Origin of the sequence: Solimonas aquatica (assembly GCF_900111015.1) — a bacterium.
Classification (GTDB): Bacteria; Pseudomonadota; Gammaproteobacteria; order Nevskiales; family Nevskiaceae; genus Solimonas; species Solimonas aquatica.
This window is the reverse complement of record NZ_FOFS01000016.1, coordinates 25,353-42,156: the sequence shown is the minus strand read 5'-3', so window position 1 is coordinate 42,156 and position 16,804 is coordinate 25,353. Positions and strand designations below refer to the sequence as shown.

Sequence of the window (16,804 nt, the reverse complement as noted above, 5' to 3'; positions counted from 1 at the left end):
AGACCCTCAGGGGGAGTGCGTCGGCTGGTGTTCTTTGCGGTATCTGGCCGTTGCTGGCAAGTGGCAAGGATTTGATGAAGGCCTATCCCGACGAACTGGTCAGCATCGAGGTCAATACCAAGGGCAAGGTGAAGCCGGGCGATGTCATCACCGCCAACAATGTCGAGCACGTCAAGCACCTGCTGACGGAGATCGACTTCAAGCAAATCAAGGAGGATGGCCGGAAGATCATCATCAACGATGCGCCGGCCGCGACGCCCGACTACCTGTTTCCCCTGGACTACTACGAAGCCAGCGTACGCAACGCCGGGCGTGCGGGCTTCGATGCCGGTGGCAATCTGGTCGACAGCAAGGGCGGTGGCAAGTGGATCGGCGGCGCGCCGTTCATGGATCCGAAGGATGCGGTGCAGGCTTATGCCAACATGACCTACAGCTGGGGGCGGCACGATTTCGCGCAGTACGCGATCCGTGACTGGGACATCAATCCCGATGGCAGTCAGGCCTATGCCTACGAATTCCTGTGGATCGAGTTGAATACCACCAACCGCATTCGCGAACCCAGGGTATTCAAGAACTTCGAAAATCTGCTGCGTCTGAATACGGTGCTGTTCACCTCGCCGCAGGAACAGGCCGGCAGCTCGTTCCTGTCGGAATGGTATTACGACCAGAGCAAGTTTCCCGAGCTGTATGGCTACATGCCGCTGTTTCGGCGTGTGCGCCAGTTCCCCACCAACCAGCGCTTCGAGCCGCTGGTGCCGGGCATCACGATGTTCCTGTCGGATGCCTGGGGGGCCGGCGATCCCATGTTGACCTGGGGCAACTACCGGATCGTCGACCGGCGCCCGATGCTCGTGGGCGGCAGTGGCAGGAATTTCTTCGAGGGCATCCAGCCCGATGGCAAACCGCCGGTGCATGGTGGTCCCAAAGGGCAGAGCTACTGGGATATGTATATGGAACTGTGCCCCGAGGCGCTGGTGATCGATTCGGAGCCGACCGGTTACCCGCGTGCGCCGGTGGGCCGTCGTCGCGTCTATGTGGATGCGCGCAACAGCATGTTGATCAACCAGATCACCTACGACCGTCGCGGCGATCTGTGGAAAACCGTGATCGCAACCGCCGGGCCGAAGAACAACGGGAAGAAGGCGCTCAAGAACAGTCACGGCCACGTGGAATGGGGCGTGCAGACCTTCATGATCCACGACATCCAGTCCAATCGCCTCAGCCGCTTCTACCTGGCGCCGCAGATCACCGGTGGACACAAGACTGCTTTCGAGGCCGACGAGACTGCGGTTTACGACGGCTTTCTCACCAAACAGGCTTTGACGCGCCTGGGCGCGGCTTGAGTGCATGGCGATGTCCACACAAGGCATCAGTGCGAAGGGCCTCGCGGCCGTGATCCGGCACGTCGTCGCAGTGGCCGTGCTGGCCACGGTCACGACCACTCCGGCGGCCATGAGTCGGATCGAGGTGGTGCACAAAGGCATTGCTCACCAGGCTTATTTTGGTATCGACTTTCGCGGCGAACACGGAATGGCGGTCGGGACCGGTGGATCGCTGCTGGCCAGCGACGACGGCGGCGCGAGCTGGCATCCGCTGCCGCAGGCGGTTACTCAGCTGAGCCTGTTTGACGTCACGGTTGGGGGCGGCAGAACGCTGGTCTCGGGCCAGATGGGTACGGTGCTGATCGGCGAGGCTGGCGGGAAGTGGCGCGCGGTGCAGACGCCAACCAAGATGCGTCTGCTGGCGATAGATCAGAACAGCCAGGGACTGGCGGTTGCGGTTGGGCAGTTCGGCACGATCTTGCGTTCACGCGATGGCGGCGACACCTGGCAGGCAGTTGCGCCGCAATGGCATGGCTACACGGGGCATGAGTTCGAGCCACAACTCTATGATGTCGTCGTGGATGAAAGGGGTCGCGTCACCGTCGTTGGAGAATTCGGTCTGATTATCCGCTCGGATGATGGCGGCGATAGCTGGCGACTGCTGTGGCGTGCCGAGTCGCCCGTCGAAGATGTGCCGGCGCCAGCGCTGTGGGCCCTGACGCTGGGCGAAGACGGCGTTGGTTACGCGGTCGGCCAGGAGGGGCTGATCGTCAAGACCGCAGATGACGGTCGCAGTTGGCGCAAGCTCGATTCGGGAACGCACTCGGGCCTGCAGGGCGTACAGATGGTGGCCGGCGGTCAGGTTCTGGCCATCGGCATCCGCGAACTGCTCGAGAGTCGTGACGGCGGCGCGACGTGGCAGCGTCTTGCGGGTGAGGATATTTCGACGGAGTGGTATCAGGGGCTTGCCGCACCTCAATCAGGCAGCGCAGTGCTGGCAGTGGGCCATTCCGGCCGCGTACTGCGCATCAGGCGCTGAAGGGGCGTAGGCAGATGCCGCCAGGCAGACGAACGCGGGGTTTCGCCATCAGCCGCATCGCACCGGGCCTGGGGCCGACCGGGATTGCCTGCCGCGGACTTGTTGCCGATTGCCGGTGGTCTTGCTTGCTGATGATCGTCAGCGCCGTGCCCTTTCTGCCGGTGATCCTGATCCTCAGGTCCGACGACTGGCCGTCCCCGGACGGGCTGCGCAGCCCGCACGCCCCGGAGGGGTATCGATGATCGTTGCGACGCTGATCGCTCACGGCCTGATCGCCACGGCGCTGCTCGGCGCGATCACGCACCAGGCGATGGCAGCATTGCGGCTCACCTTGCGCGATGGCCATGGCGACTCGTTCGTGGCCAGGTATTCGGGAGTGAGGCCGCCGGCTTTCCGCAACGCGGTCATCGTGATGTATGTCATCGGATTCGGCCTCGGCTGCCTGATCTACCCGGACTATCGTCTCGATGCGCGGATTCCGATTGAAGAGATGCAGCTGGGCTGGGCGGTGGGCCTGTTCGAGCTCAAGGAACATTTCGGCGGAATCGGTCTTGCGATGCTGCCTCTCTACGCACACTACTGGAGCCCGACGCGTGCGCCCGAGACGGGGCGGCTTGCCACCACGCTCCTGCTGGCCTGCATCACATGGTTCGACTTCGTGGCCGGACATATCGTCAACAACATCCGGGGGCTGTGATGCGCTGCCTCTCTCCTGCCTGGTTCACGGTGGCGTTCAGTCTGTCGTACATCGTTGTCTTCGCGCTCGACCTGGCCTTGTTCCTCTACTATCCCCTGCGCCGTGAATTTCACCTGAGCAGCTTGTCCGAGCCATCTGCCGGACCGGCGATGCACTGGTACGGGCTGCTGGCGAGCGCGACCTGCATCGGGCTGCTGGCGAGCCTGCTGCTGCGTGATCACTGGATTCCTGCGCGGCTGACGCAATGGCTCTGGCTGACGCCGGTGTCGACAATGCTGGCCAGCCTCTATCTGCTGCGGCATTTCTTCGTGTGAATGCGTGGTGGATCGTTTCGGAACATTGCGCCGGATCATCGCTGCAGCGGCCTGCATCGCTGCCGTCAACGCAGCGCAGCCTGTGCGGGCTGGCTGGTATGGATGGGATCCTTCGGTGCCGCGCGAGCGTCGGCCCGGGAACATCTATTTCGGATCGGCCAAGGATACGGATGGACGTCTTCTGCAAGGCGTAACGGTCGTGCTCGTCACGTCGAAAGTGGATTTCGTCGTGGTCACTGGACCGGATGGCAGGTTCCGACTGGAATTGCCCAAGGATCTGCATGGCATGGACGTCGCGCCGCGCTGTTCTAAAAGCGGCTATGCCGTAGGCAGGGCAATCAAGCGCCCGCCGTCCGGCGGCGCGCTCAGCCCAGTGCAGGTGGACTGCGTGTTGCGCCGAGACGTGACCCGCTGAACCGGGCATGGCGCGCATGGCCGGCTGGCGCAATCTCGCGCGCACCATGATGATGCTTGGAATGGCGGCGTCTGCCATTGCCGTGACGGCGACTGGGCAGGAGGCTCGCAGTGACGAAGAGCCACGACAGCGCGGGTGGAGTTTGCTGGCCTCTGTGGCGGGCGTCGATGGCGTGAGTGCGGTTTCCGGTTGGTACAACGAGGCCGATCTCTTTGGGCGTGGGGAGGCCGGTCGGAGCATGAGGCGTCCCGTCTTTCCCGGTCTGCCCATCGGTGCCGCCGGCACGATGGAACAACGTCTCCGGCATGTCGCGGATGCGCCCGTGATCACCTTCGTTCATTACGATCCGGAGGCTTATGGACATGTGCGGGGCCATCGTCTGTATCAGGCGGAGCGCCTTACCGAGTTGATGCAGAATGGAGCGAGAGACCCGGTATATCCGCACATGCTAGCGATTCCGCCGCTGCCGCGAGGGGCTCGCGTCCTGATGAGTGCTTGGTGGCCGGTCGGGGCAGGGAGCGTGACGCCGCTGCCTGTCTGGGATCCGCGCGAGGTGGCCCGTCCTGGCGGCAGCAACGACTACACGAGCTGGCGGCGTGTGGTTGCCGTGGATGCCGGCGCAGCCGCCGGGCGTGCGGCTCCGGTGACGTTTGCAGGGCGTACTTTCGTGACCGCGCGTCGGGTCGCTCTGAATCGTTTCATCCATCTGCCGGTCGGCCGGCGTCTGGCCGCGCACCTGATGGAGGACGCCGGCGCCCGCAAGGCAGCGCTGATCGCACTCGGGCGTCCGCTGCGGACGGGCGATTCGCTGGTGCTGGTTGCTTTCCACTTGATGGCTGCAGATGCGGGCATGGGCGTATGGGCTACGGCCTGGTGGCATGACCGGCCCGACGAAGGCGTGTTCGCTGCGGATCGACCTGCCACGATCCGTGGCCGCTGGCGTCATTACTTGATGGATGTTGCCGTCGACCCCGTGCTACCGCTGGAGCCGGATGGTTCGCCGCATATCTGCTTCAACCCCTGGTTCGAGGCGAAATTTCCGGATGGCGGACAAGGCAGCGGGCTGAAGTCGAACTGCATCAACTGCCACGAACGTGCGAGCTATCCGCCGACAGAATTCCTGCCAGTGCGTCGCGGAACAAGCGATGCGTCGGGCGATCCCGCCTTCGCACCCGGCCGGCTGCGAACGGCACGCTTGTGGGCACTGGCGAACCCGCCGCGCGAATCGCCGTGATGTGGTGGAGCCCTGTCGCTATCCTGCAGCAGACAGCTCCGCCATGGCCAGTTCGCGCATGCGGAACTTCTGCACCTTGCCGGTGACGGTGACGGGAAACTCTGCGACGAACTTCCAGTGCCTTGGCACTTTGTAGCCGGCCAGACGCTCGCGGCAGAATGCTTCCAGTTCCCCGGATTGCGGAATCGTCCCGGTTTTCGGACGCACCCAGGCCATGACCTCCTCCCCGTAACGTTCAGACGGGATGCCGATGACCTGCACGTCGGCAACCTGGGGATGCTGGTACAGGCATTCCTCGATTTCCCTCGGATAAATGTTCTCGCCACCGCGGATGATCATGTCCTTGATGCGGCCGACGATGCTGATGTAGCCGTCGCGGTCCATGATCGCGAGATCTCCGGTGTGCATCCAGTGGCCCGCATCGATCGCTTCGCTGGTTGCCGTCGGGTTATTCCAGTAGCCGCGCATGACCGAGTAGCCGCGGGTGCACAACTCGCCGGCCTGGCCGATGGGCATGACGCAGCCGCGCTCCGGATCGACGATCTTGATCTCCAGATGCGGATGCACGCGCCCCACGGTGGCGACACGCTGTTCGACCGGATCGTCCACGGCGGTCTGCGTTGAAACCGGCGAGGTTTCGGTCATGCCGTAGCAGATCGTGACCTGCTCCATGTGCATGCGCTCGCGCACCTGTTCCATGACGCGTACAGGGCAGGTCGCGCCTGCCATGACGCCGGTGCGCAGCGAGCCCAGATCGAGCTCGTCCAGCAGCGGGTGGCGCAGCATGTCGATGAACATCGTCGGCACGCCATAGAGCGAAGTGCAACGCTCCTCGGCGACTGCACGCAGGGTGGCTTCCGGGTCGAACGCGTCGCCGGGGATCACCATGGCCGCGCCATGGCTGACGCAGTTGAGGTTGCCGATGACCATGCCGAAGCAGTGATAGAACGGCACGGGGATGCAGACACGGTCCTGCGGCGTATAGCCCATCGTGCGGCCGATGAAATACCCATTGTTGAGAATGTTGTGGTGCGTCAGTGTCGCGCCTTTCGGGGTGCCGGTCGTTCCGGAGGTGTACTGGATGTTGATCGGATCGTCGAACTGCAAGGCGGATTCACGTTCGAAAAGTGTGCGTGACGTCACCTCGTCGGCGCGCGCGAGAAAATCGCGCCAGTCGTCATCGATCACCAGCGCATGCCGCAGCTGGGGCAGGGCGTCGCGTACCTGTGCCAGTGTTGCGCGATAGTCCGAGGTGCGGAAGCCGCGTGCCATCAGCAGCACGCTGACGCCGGACTGATCCAGGGCGTAGTGCAGTTCACTCGCGCGATAGGACGGATTGATGTTGACCAGGATCGCGCCGATACGTGCCGTCGCGAACTGGATCAAGACCCATTCATATCGGTTGCTTGCCCACAGGCCTACGCGATCGCCGTGGGCGACGCCGAGCGCAAGCAGCGCCCGAGCGAGCGTATCGATCTGCTCCCAGAGCTGCCGATAACTCGCTCGATAGTGCTGCGAGCGCACGATCAGCGCGTCGCGGTCGGGATGCCGCTCAACCGTGCGACGCAGGTTCTCGCCGATGGTCTGGCCCAGCAGCGGTGCGGCTGCGGGTCCGCTCGTATAGGACAGCTCCAGCATGTTCGTGCTCCTCTCGTCGTCATTCTCGATCTGGTGGCCTGCCTGGGCGCGCGCCGGGATTGCAGGAAAGGCGCGCTCTTGTGAGGCGACAGGCAGAAGGTCGCGGATGACCTTTTGCATCACTCTGTCAGATTCCATGTTCGCGGCCACGGTTGAAATCGCGCAGATCGGGGAACCGCCGCGCTCTTTTTGGGGATCGTGCCCGGCCGGATGTGGCGACAACCGCAATCGAGTCTCCCGCCTCACCCAACCGGGGGGTGCCTGCAGGTGCACCGGCCCCTCTAGCATTCAGACGCCGAAAGATGAGGAGGCCATCTACGATGACACAACGAAAGCACAGGCTGGTGCAAACCAACGGTGCGCGCATCCATGCGGTCGAGCAGGGTGAGGGGCCGCTGATCATTCTCGTCCACGGGTTCCCGGAATCCTGGTATTCGTGGCGCGAGCAGATCGATGTGCTGGCGCAGGCAGGATACCGCGTCGTTGCGATTGATCAGCGGGGTTACGGGCGCTCGTCGAAATTCCGCGACAACAAGGCGTACCGGATCAGAACGCTGGCGGCCGATGTCGTTGGCGTCGCGCGGGCTCTGGGCGATGCGCCGGCTGTGGTCATCGGGCACGACTGGGGGGCGCCGGTGGCGTGGACTGCGGCATGGTTGTATCCCGAGGTATTTCGCGGCGTCATGGGACTGAGCGTGCCCTTCGCGGGACGCGCGCAGATCGCATTGCCGGGCAATCCCTTCGGCGAGCAACGCCCGGGCGACTATCATCGCGTCATCGCTGGCCCCGGCAGGACCTTCTATCAGGATTACTTCGGTGCGCAGGAGGCGATCATTGACGAGATCGAAGTGGATCTGCGCGCCTGGCTGACCGGACTGCTGTATAGCGTGTCAGGTGATGCACTGTCGAAGGCGCCGGCGCCGGTGGATGCCGACCCCGTTCTCGTGCTTCGCAACAGCCCGCTGTGCATAGCCGACGGCGCACGCATGCGTGACGCGTTCGCAATGCCCGAAGAGCTGCCCGCCTGGCTGCGAGAAGAGGATCTCGATTTCTACGTCGGAGAGTTCGAGCGCTCCGGCTTCGGCGGACCCTTGGCCTTCTATCACAATGTCGATGCCAACTGGGAAGACCTGGCTGAGCAGGACCGCTTGCCATTGACGGTGCCGGCTGGCTTCATCGGTGGCGAATTCGATGTCGGCACGCAGTGGGGGCTGGAGGCCATCGCGCGCGCCACGGAGCGGATTCCCAATCTCGTCGGCAGCCATATCGTGCCGGGTTCGGGCCACTGGATTCAGCAGGAGCGGCCACAGGAGATCAATCGCCTGATTCTCGAATTCCTGCGTGCGCTGCGCTGATTGTCATGCACATCCGCCGATTTGACCGCGGCTATACGCGTCGCAAGTTTCTGGCCGATGCATCACGCGGCATTCTCACGGCCGGAGTCATCGCGCCGCTGTGGGAGGTGCTTGCGGCCGATGGCGACGCCACGGCTGCGTATCCGGAGGAACTGCTCTCGCTCGAAGCTTATACGCGCGGGCGCATCAAGACCGGCGACGAAATACATGCTGGCAACGTGGAGCACGTCAAGAATCTGCTGGAGCCCATCCGCTACGAGCAGATTCTCAAGCAGGGCCGCAGGCTGAGGACGACGCGGACCACCACGGATCTCATGCGCCTGTCTCCATGGGAGTACATAGAAGCGACCTTGCGAAACCAGGGCAAGGCGCGCTTCGACGGACGTGGCAACGTGGTCGCGCCGGATGGCCGGCCGTGGATTGGCGGCAATCCGTTTCCCGATCCGAGGACCGGTTTGGAGCTGTTCGCCGCGCAGACGCTGAGCTGGGGGCGGCACGACGCCTCGTTCTATGCCTTTGAGGTGCAGGATGTTGATGTCTCCGGCAAGGTGAACTTCAACTATGCGGGGGGCTGGGCGGAGCTGCATCCGGTCGCGCGTGTCAGCCTGGAGCCCAGGCCTTACTGGGAGCAGCATCAGGACAAGTTGCGCTTCCAGTCGGTGTTTTTCTTGGCGCCGCACCAGCATCGGGGGACATCCTTCCTCAACATCTGGCCCTACGACCAGAAGACCTTCCCCTTACTCTACGGCTACATACCGGACTTCCGCCGCATCCGCCAGCTTCCGACCGACCAGCGCTTCGAGCCGCTGCTGCCGGGAACGACCATGTACCTCTCAGACGCCTGGGCCGCAGGCGATCCCCTGCATACCTGGGGCAACTACCGCGTCGTTGCGCGTGGTCCGTTCCTCGCCGCGATTTCGGGAGGCTGGAATCCTGACGATCCTGATTGGCGGCACGGTACGCACGGAGGGGCAAAGGGCAATTCCTTCTGGGATACAACCGTCGAACTGGTGCCGGAAGCCATCGTCGTCGAGGCCGAGCCGACGATGTTCCCTCGCGCGCCGATCTCCAAGAAACGCGTCTGGTTCGATGCACGAAACCAGATCGTCATCGGCATGGTGACGTATGACCGCATGGGGCAGCCGTTCCGTTCATTCGACGGCGCATACAGTCTCTACGAGCGCGGCGGCAAGAAGGTGATGGACGGTGCGCATCCCTACTGGAGCTGGACGCATGTGATCGCTGCCGATATCCAGACTGGCGGCATCACGCGACTGCAGCAGATCCGGCAGCTGGAGAACGCGCATTTCAGCGGCGCCAACCAGGCCGACCTTTACGACCGTTATCTGACCCAGAGCGCGATGCTGCGCCTTGGCGGCGTCTGAAATCACGGGCAAACGGCGCGATTACGTTCAGCAGCGCCCATTCAGCACCGTGAACCCGGTTCGGTACCTCCCGGCATGTCTCAAACGCTTCCTTGGCGAAGCGCCGATGCTGGTTCTGATCACAGGGAGTGCCACGTGACTCACGCTGATTGCGAGGCCGTTGCCGACGCGGCCCTCAGGTCCGCGCTCGCTGTGCAGGAGGTGGCAGTGGAAACCCTCGAATGGGCCGGCATCCTCCCCGAATCGGGTAATGGTTTTGCGGGCACGGCCTGCGCAACATGAATGCTCTGCGGGAAATCTGATCATCGGTGCTTCAATCCCGATCCGCGGGATGAGCGCCGAACGGGCTGCGCGAGTCGCTAAATTATAAAGGGAGGATGACAGATGCATGAGACCATTCGCCGTGCGTGTTTGGGCCTGGCCGGCGTGGCGTTCGCGTTATCTGGTACTGCCTGGGGGCAGGCTAAAGGGTCCCTGTTTGGAGTGGACTACGCAACGAGCGGCTACTTGCGCGCCGACATCGCGATCAAGACGAATGACGATCCCAATCCGTACAACCAGTTCGGCGATCCATTCAACAAGGTCACCGTAACGCGTACGCCAGGCAATCCCGGCTTGCCGGTCGATGGATTGGATATTCTTGCGCCGATTCTTCGCGACGGCCTGCCGTTTGCGATTCCATTGAGCGTCCTGACGGATGAGATTCAGCGGCCGCAGAAAACAGTCAAGAATCTGCTCAACTACAATGTCCTGCGCTGGGAGCAGCAGCTCGAGCTGCGATTCACCAGCACACTGCGCTTTGTCGGGCAGATGCGCGGAATCTACAACCTGCGCGACTACGATGATGACTTCAACGCGAGGGACTTCAGCAACAGTCAAGGCATGATCGAAGGAGGTGTTCCGCGCTTGTATCAGGGCAAGCCGAACCACTACGAATATCTGGTTGATGGCAAAAACAATCCCCAGATGTTCGAGATTACAGGTCGGAACTACTTCGTCGATTTTCCTGCCTTCTTGTTCGAATATGCCGATGGGCCCTTCACGCTGCGTGCCGGCAACCAGCGCATCGCCTGGGGGCAGGCGCTGTTCTTTCGGGTCATGGACAAGGTGGACGGGTTGGATCTGCGCCGTCACCTGATTCTGGATCGGGCGCTTGAGGAGTACTCGGATGAGCGCGTGCCGTCCCTGGGCGTGCGTCTCGGAGCGCAGCTTGGATCGACAATCGTGGCGGATGCGTTCGTCAAGAAGTTCCAGCCGTCCGTGCTGCCCAATCCCAATACGCCGTACAACGTCATCCCGACGCAGTTCACCGTTCATGACATGTACGCTGCGGGTGGATACGACAATAAGGTCAACTACGGCATACGTCTCAAGGGCGACTATGGGTCTTGGGGCTGGCAAGCGATGGCGGTTCGTCGTTATAACGACGCTGGCGTGTTCCGATGGACCGAGACCGGCGTCAACAAGGATTTGCCGAACGACAATCTGCTTGGTGCAGTGCTGAACACCTACTGTGCAGCAGTGCTCGGCGCCGGTAGCGGCTGCGGACCCCTCATGGCGCAGACAGCATTCGAAGTTGCCCCTACGCCGGTGTCCGTGGTCAGCGCAGACGAGTGGTTCTGGTATGCGGCAGATGTGCGCCTCGGTGGCATCTCAGCGCTCAATGCTGCGATTGATGAGTTCCCGGCTGCGCAGCAGATTCTTGCGCGATCAGTCGGCAATGACTTCGACCGGGCACATCGCGAGCTCAGCGCGTTCTTCCAGGCGTCCGGTGGCCTGCGCGGCCATATCGCCCGTGAGTACTACCAGGAGGACGTATTCGGACTTGGCCTCAGCTATGTGACCGAGACGGATGATCCCGGATCGTTCTTCAATCAGGTCATCTTCAATCTTGAAGCGGCCTACACGCCAGACCGCGCTTTCACGCCATTGAGTCTGTCGCGGAATCCGCTGCGCAGCAACGAGACCGAAATTGCATTCGTGGCCGAGAAATACCATCGCTTTACATCAGAGTTTCCGGCGACCTATCTGGTGTTCCAGGCGATGCACAAGACCGAGAGTGATCTTTTCGGGCGGCACTTGAGCGGTTACGGCGGTGAAACGGTCAAGGGACGCAATACCGACAAGGCGATTGCGACCGGCATCGGAGGCGGGGCGACTTACTTTGCGCTGGCCTTCCTGCAGCCATGGCCGGCATACATTTGGGAGCTCAGTGCGGCGGCGCTGATCGACGTTCATGGCGGCATCCTGGTGCAACCCGGTCTGAAGTGGAAGCCGAGCGGTGCAGTGACAGTCGAAGGGTTCTACAACTTCATCGATGGTACGACCTGGAACCACAATCCGAACGACAGCACGCTTTCGACTGCGGACTTCATGAATGAATTCACGATGCGTTTCACGTATCAGTTTTGATCCGGATGAGGCGACGACGTGAGTAGATCAAGTATCGCGCTATCCATCGCGAGCGCACAGATGGCTATGCTGCTGGCGGCTTCGGCCTATGGCGCAGAGCTGTCGGGGCGGGTGATATCTTCGGAAGATGGCCGAGGTGTGGCGCAGGCCGCCGTCACACTGACGTTTTCCGGAGGGCACGCAGGGCCTGCTGCGATTACAGTGTTTTCGGGGGCTGATGGACGCTTCACGATTGCGGATGAGTCGCTGGGCAAGCGCGACAGGATATCGCTGACCGCGCGCAAGCTCGGGTGGCGCCAGCTTGAACCAGCGCCATCGGGAAATGCCGGCGCAGACGCGACCGTCTATCTGGCGCGCAGCTCGAATATTGCCGAGATAGCGCCGGCCTCCGCGTGGTTCGCAGGCATGCCCGGTGGCACGGCGCGCAATATCACACTCTCCGGCTGTTCGAGTTGCCATCAGATGGCCAGCCCGCGTGTGCGTGAATATGCGGCCAGGATCGAAGCGGTAAGCAATGGCCCAGAGGGCGACCGAAAAGCGCTCTCCGAATGGCGCAAGCTCGTGCGGCATGAGTCCTGGCGCGCCGTGGTCAAATACATGCGCTCCAAACACTATGCAGTCTTTCCGCTTGAGAGCCCCATGAATCTCGATGCCATAGACTGGCCGACCGCGCAGAACGCTGCTTACAATTTCTTCGATGTTCGGCAGGGTGAAATCATCGCCAAGTATCTGGCAGATCATTTCCCGACGCAGACAGTGCATCTGGCCGCAGACGACTATCGATACGGCGCTGCGCTGGGTGTATCGCGCAAGACTGTGATCAGGGAGTATGCCCTGCCGAAGGACGCGTTGGTGCGTGAAATGGTCCCTGTGCCGAACTCTCCGTATCTTTGGGGGGCGGACGTACGTCGCAATCTGATCGTACGACTTGATCCGCATGACGGCGAGACAAAATGGATCAAAGTCGACTTCAACGGTTCAACCGGACCACATACGATTGTTCCGGACGACGATGGCCGGCTCTGGGTGTCGATGATCGATCACGACCAGTTCGGCCGGTTCGATCCACGCACCGAAAAGTGGACGCTATGGACGCTGCGACCGACCAACTTGCCGGATACGCAGGCCATCGGCGGCGCCGCGATTGTTCATGACATGTCGATTGATTCGCGTGGACACCTGGCACGCGACGCTTTCGGAAAGATCTGGGTCACGCTGGTCGGATCCAACCAGATGGGAACGCTGGATCCGGACACGGGGGCGGTCGCGTTCCACGATGTCAATGCCCTCAAGGGGCTGAGCCCCATCAATCACCTCATCTATTCAACAGTCTTGTCTGCCGACGGCAAGGAAGCTTGGTACTCGCAGGTCAATGGCTATGTAGGTTGTATTGATACGGCTACGCACAAGGTGGTCAAGGTCGTGCCCTTTGCCGAGGGTGAAGGGCCGAGGCGAATGGCCAGGGACAACGCCGGGCATCTGTGGGTGGCGCTCTTTGGCAGCGGCCGTGTTGCGAAGATTGATATGCAGACGGGCAAGATTGTTGGCACGTACGAAATGCCTGATCCGGCTGCCGCTCCCTATGCCGTGACCTGGGATGAGCGGCGCAAGGCGGTCTGGGTCGTCAACGCAAACAGTGATGCGATCTATCGTCTCGATCCTTCTACGGGCCGCAGCACGGTCTATCCCTTGCCCAGGCAGATGGCGTACTTGCGACAGCTTGCGATCAGTCCTGTCAGCGGTCACCTGATAGCGTCCTACGGAAATTACCCGGAAGGTTCGGGTCCATCCATGGCTGTGGTCATTGATGTTGGCGATGATTGATTGCTGCGTCTGAAACGTCAGCTGGTTTATTTCCGGACTAAAGGCGAAGGGTAGGAATCGAGCATGGCACGCAAGCTGTTTGCATTTTCGCTGCTGACAGGTGTGGCAATGGTTGCGACTGCGTCGCCGGCGCCCGCGTTCGATGACGCAACGGCCAAAAAATTCTTCAATGACAAGGGCTGTAACGGCTGCCATGCGCGTGAGGAACAGCGCATCGGCCCTCCCTACAAGATGGTTGCAATTCGCTATGCGTCGGAATCCCGGGCGGAGCGCACCGAAAGTCTGGCGATGAAGATCCGGCACGGTGGCTCCGGAGCCTGGGGCATCGTTCCGATGCCAAGCAATCCTGCTGTGACGCAGGAGGAAGCCGAGGCGATCGTCCGCTGGATACTGAAACTGAATGAGTCCGTTCCGGCGACGCCGACTGATTAAACCCGATGCCAAGGCACAAGCTGGCGGAAGCTTGCGCCCGGATGCCGGTGAAACACCTGATTTTCCTTGGCACATGTGTGTGAGTGGAGCCTGCCGAATTGATGTGCTGACTAAAGTCCGGGCAGGCTTGGTTGTCTGCTTGTGGCTTGGTGCGGGGGTATGGCGGGCACCGCCGCTGCGGCAGCTGGTATCGCCCGGGAACGGCTGAAGCCGGGAAAGGCTGAAGTAAAAACATTTTGAAAACAGCCTATTAGGCGCCACGAACAGGCTGAAGCAGGAGGGTTCCGCGCCGGCCGAGAGCGCCATACCATCACCATGCTGATGGCGGGCAGCCCGACGATGAAGGGCAATCCGTATCTCGTCCCCCCTTGAAACCGGGGCCGCTGTCCCCAAGAATTAGCAGCCTTCGATTGAGAGTGCTAACACGGTCAGCCAAAAAGGCCGGGAGCATTCGCCGAAGTTCCACTCAAGTTATTGAACCATCGGGAGATTCGTTATGAAACTGCGTCCCCTGCACGATCGCGTGATCGTGAAGCGTCTGGAAGAAGAGAAGAAGTCCGCTGGCGGCATCATCATTCCGGACGCTGCTGCCGAGAAGCCCTCCCGGGGCGAAGTGATCTCGGTCGGCCCCGGCAAGCGTGGCGACGACGGCAAGCTGAATGCGCTGGACGTGAAGGCCGGCGACATCGTGCTGTTCGGCAAGTATTCGGGTTCGGAAGTGCGCGTTGACGGGCAGGACCTGCTGGTCATGCGCGAAGACGACATCATGGCCGTTTTCGCGAAGTGACCCATTGCGGCTGCAATGGGGCATCCCCGCGCAAGCGGGGATCCAGTGCGCCGCTTCCTAGTCTGGATTCCCGCTTTCGCGGGAATGATTAAATCATTTAAGAGGATTCCATCATGGCAGCCAAAGAAGTCCGTTTTGGTGATGACGCGCGTTCGCGCATGGTCACTGGCGTCAATATTCTGGCCAACGCGGTCAAGGTCACCCTGGGCCCCAAGGGCCGTAACGTCGTGCTCGACAAGAGCTTCGGCGCCCCCACCGTGACCAAGGACGGCGTGTCCGTGGCCAAGGAAATCGAGCTGAAGGACAAGTTCGAGAACATGGGCGCGCAGCTGGTCAAGGAAGTCGCTTCCAAGACCTCCGATGAAGCCGGCGACGGCACCACCACCGCCACCGTGCTGGCCCAGGCCATCGTCAATGAAGGCCTGAAGTCGGTCACCGCCGGCATCGACCCCATGGACATCAAGCGCGGCATCGACAAGGCCGTGGAAGCCGTGGTGGAAGAAGTGCGCAAGAACGCCACCCCCTGCAAGGACCGCAAGGCCATCGCCCAGGTGGGCACCGTGTCCGCCAACGCCGACGACGCGATCGGCAAGATCATCGCCGACGCGATGGACAAGGTGGGCAAGGAAGGCGTGATCACCGTTGAAGAAGGCAAGTCGCTGGACAACGAGCTGGACGTCGTCGAAGGCATGCAATTCGACCGCGGCTACCTGTCGCCCTACTTCATCAACAACTCCCAGAGCCAGCAGTGCGAGCTGGAAAACCCGCTGCTGCTGATCACCGAGAAGAAGATCAGCAACATCCGCGAGCTGCTGCCGGTGCTCGAAGGCGTGGCCAAGAGCGGCCGTCCGCTGCTGATCATCGCCGAAGACGTGGAAGGCGAAGCGCTGGCCACCCTCGTGGTCAACAACCTGCGTGGCATCCTGAAGGTGGCCGCCGTGAAGGCGCCGGGCTTCGGTGACCGCCGCAAGGAAATGCTCAAGGACATCGCCATCCTCACCGGCGGCACCGTGATCAGCGAAGAGTTGGGACTGTCGCTGGAGAAGGCCACCCTCAACGATCTGGGCACCGCCAAGAAGGTGCAGATCGAGAAGGAAAACACCACCATCGTCGACGGCGCTGGCAAGAAGGACAAGATCAAGGCCCGCATCACCGAGATCCGCGCCCAGGTCGACGCCGCCACCAGCGACTACGACAAGGAAAAGCTGCAGGAGCGTCTGGCCAAGCTGTCGGGCGGTGTGGCCGTGATCCGCGTCGGCGCCGCGACCGAAGTCGCCATGAAGGAAAAGAAGGCGCGCGTGGAAGACGCGCTGCACGCCACCCGTGCGGCCGTTGAAGAAGGCATCGTCGCCGGCGGCGGCGTGATGCTGGTGCGTGCGGCCAAGGTGCTCGACAAGCTCAAGGGCGCCACGGACGACCAGACCGTCGGCATCCAGATCCTGCGTCGCGCCATCCAGGAGCCCCTGCGTCAGATCGTGAAGAACGCTGGCGAAGAGCCCTCCGTGGTCCTGAACAAGGTCGCGGAAGGCAAGGGCGCCTTTGGCTACAACGCCGGCAACGGCGAGTACGGCGACATGATCGACATGGGCATCATCGACCCGGCCAAGGTCACCCGTCTGGCGCTGCAGAACGCGGCCTCGGTCGCTGGCCTGCTGCTCACCACCGAAGCGATGATCGCCGAGCTGCCTCAGAAGGCCGAAGCGCCGATGATGCCGCCGGGTGGTGGCATGGGCGGCATGGGCGGCATGGGCGATTTCTAAGAGAAGCCCAAGAAGGCTGATGTCATTCCCGCGCAAGCGGGAATCCAGCACGCAGGACGGGCAGGCGGTACGCACGATCCTGGATGCCCGCATTCGCGGGCATGACAAGCTGGCCGCAGGGCGGGTTAGCGGCGCAAGCCGCGTAACCCGCCAGCATCACAAGCTGCAACGATCGGGGCGCCTCACAAGG

The 16,804-nt window shown here is 62.1% G+C and carries 14 protein-coding genes; 13 read left to right on the top strand and 1 reads right to left on the bottom strand.

The genetic code is table 11. The features are described 5' to 3' along the window. The first annotated feature begins 74 nt into the window (after positions 1-74). The 6 genes from BMY12_RS17855 to BMY12_RS20070 all read left to right on the top strand — a co-directional run bounded on the left by BMY12_RS17855 (position 75) and on the right by BMY12_RS20070 (position 5,021). A complete protein-coding gene (locus BMY12_RS17855; protein ID WP_245732608.1) occupies positions 75-1,343 on the top strand; it encodes a DUF1329 domain-containing protein in 1,269 nt (422 codons plus the stop codon). Between the two features lie 4 nt (positions 1,344-1,347). Then, on the top strand, positions 1,348-2,361 hold the full coding sequence (locus BMY12_RS17850; RefSeq protein ID WP_093289166.1) for a WD40/YVTN/BNR-like repeat-containing protein: 1,014 nt from the start codon (positions 1,348-1,350) through the stop codon (positions 2,359-2,361). Between the two features lie 238 nt (positions 2,362-2,599). Further along, positions 2,600-3,058 carry a hypothetical protein gene (locus tag BMY12_RS17845; RefSeq protein WP_093289164.1) on the top strand — a complete coding sequence of 153 codons (459 nt, stop codon included), beginning with the start codon at positions 2,600-2,602 and terminating at the stop codon, positions 3,056-3,058. Beyond that, positions 3,058-3,372 (top strand): hypothetical protein, encoded by a 315-nt coding sequence (locus BMY12_RS17840; protein WP_093289163.1) that lies wholly within the window; start codon positions 3,058-3,060, stop codon positions 3,370-3,372. The genes BMY12_RS17845 and BMY12_RS17840 overlap by 1 nt, the downstream gene beginning before the upstream one ends. A 7-nt stretch (positions 3,373-3,379) precedes the next feature. Next, positions 3,380-3,787, top strand: coding sequence for a hypothetical protein (locus BMY12_RS20075; protein WP_177189059.1), 408 nt, complete (start codon positions 3,380-3,382; stop codon positions 3,785-3,787). Positions 3,788-3,794: 7 nt separating this feature from the next. Then, positions 3,795-5,021, top strand: a complete 1,227-nt coding sequence (locus BMY12_RS20070) for a hypothetical protein (protein WP_143069002.1) — start codon at positions 3,795-3,797, stop codon at positions 5,019-5,021. A gap of 18 nt (positions 5,022-5,039) precedes the next feature. Here BMY12_RS20070 and BMY12_RS17830 read toward each other — a convergent pair whose 3' ends face one another. Next, on the bottom strand, positions 5,040-6,659 hold the full coding sequence (locus BMY12_RS17830) for an AMP-binding protein (RefSeq protein WP_093289244.1): 1,620 nt from the start codon (positions 6,657-6,659) through the stop codon (positions 5,040-5,042). 320 nt (positions 6,660-6,979) lie between these two features. Between BMY12_RS17830 and BMY12_RS17825 the strand changes: the two genes are divergently transcribed. From BMY12_RS17825 to groL, 7 genes are all read left to right on the top strand, one after another. Beyond that, positions 6,980-8,014: an alpha/beta fold hydrolase gene (locus tag BMY12_RS17825; RefSeq protein WP_093289160.1), complete on the top strand. Its 1,035-nt coding sequence runs from the start codon at positions 6,980-6,982 to the stop codon at positions 8,012-8,014. Positions 8,015-8,019: 5 nt separating this feature from the next. After that, a complete protein-coding gene (locus BMY12_RS17820) occupies positions 8,020-9,399 on the top strand; it encodes a DUF1329 domain-containing protein (protein ID WP_093289158.1) in 1,380 nt (459 codons plus the stop codon). A 384-nt stretch (positions 9,400-9,783) separates the two neighbouring features. Further along, entirely contained in the window at positions 9,784-11,811 is a 2,028-nt protein-coding gene (locus tag BMY12_RS17815; protein ID WP_093289157.1) for a DUF1302 family protein, read from the top strand. 60 nt (positions 11,812-11,871) lie between these two features. After that, on the top strand, positions 11,872-13,635 hold the full coding sequence (locus tag BMY12_RS17810) for a hypothetical protein (RefSeq protein WP_093289155.1): 1,764 nt from the start codon (positions 11,872-11,874) through the stop codon (positions 13,633-13,635). A 63-nt stretch (positions 13,636-13,698) separates the two neighbouring features. Next, entirely contained in the window at positions 13,699-14,067 is a 369-nt protein-coding gene (locus BMY12_RS17805) for a c-type cytochrome (protein WP_093289154.1), read from the top strand. Between the two features lie 496 nt (positions 14,068-14,563). Continuing rightward, complete coding sequence (locus BMY12_RS17800; RefSeq protein ID WP_093289152.1) at positions 14,564-14,854, top strand: co-chaperone GroES; 291 nt, start codon at positions 14,564-14,566, stop codon at positions 14,852-14,854. A 113-nt stretch (positions 14,855-14,967) separates the two neighbouring features. Further along, positions 14,968-16,614: a chaperonin GroEL gene (gene groL / locus BMY12_RS17795; RefSeq protein WP_093289151.1), complete on the top strand. Its 1,647-nt coding sequence runs from the start codon at positions 14,968-14,970 to the stop codon at positions 16,612-16,614. Positions 16,615-16,804 lie beyond the last annotated feature (190 nt).

Coding starts and splice junctions, on each gene's coding strand:
- BMY12_RS17855 (WP_245732608.1), top strand. CDS start 75: ATGAAGGCCTATCCCGACGAACTGGTCAGCATCGAGGTCAATACCAAG.
- BMY12_RS17820 (WP_093289158.1), top strand. CDS start 8,020: ATGCACATCCGCCGATTTGACCGCGGCTATACGCGTCGCAAGTTTCTG.
- BMY12_RS17815 (WP_093289157.1), top strand. CDS start 9,784: ATGCATGAGACCATTCGCCGTGCGTGTTTGGGCCTGGCCGGCGTGGCG.
- BMY12_RS17840 (WP_093289163.1), top strand. CDS start 3,058: ATGCGCTGCCTCTCTCCTGCCTGGTTCACGGTGGCGTTCAGTCTGTCG.
- BMY12_RS17830 (WP_093289244.1), bottom strand. CDS start 6,659: ATGCTGGAGCTGTCCTATACGAGCGGACCCGCAGCCGCACCGCTGCTG.
- BMY12_RS17810 (WP_093289155.1), top strand. CDS start 11,872: ATGGCTATGCTGCTGGCGGCTTCGGCCTATGGCGCAGAGCTGTCGGGG.
- BMY12_RS17850 (WP_093289166.1), top strand. CDS start 1,348: ATGGCGATGTCCACACAAGGCATCAGTGCGAAGGGCCTCGCGGCCGTG.
- BMY12_RS20070 (WP_143069002.1), top strand. CDS start 3,795: ATGGCGCGCATGGCCGGCTGGCGCAATCTCGCGCGCACCATGATGATG.
- BMY12_RS17800 (WP_093289152.1), top strand. CDS start 14,564: ATGAAACTGCGTCCCCTGCACGATCGCGTGATCGTGAAGCGTCTGGAA.
- BMY12_RS17805 (WP_093289154.1), top strand. CDS start 13,699: ATGGCACGCAAGCTGTTTGCATTTTCGCTGCTGACAGGTGTGGCAATG.
- BMY12_RS17845 (WP_093289164.1), top strand. CDS start 2,600: ATGATCGTTGCGACGCTGATCGCTCACGGCCTGATCGCCACGGCGCTG.
- BMY12_RS17825 (WP_093289160.1), top strand. CDS start 6,980: ATGACACAACGAAAGCACAGGCTGGTGCAAACCAACGGTGCGCGCATC.
- groL (WP_093289151.1), top strand. CDS start 14,968: ATGGCAGCCAAAGAAGTCCGTTTTGGTGATGACGCGCGTTCGCGCATG.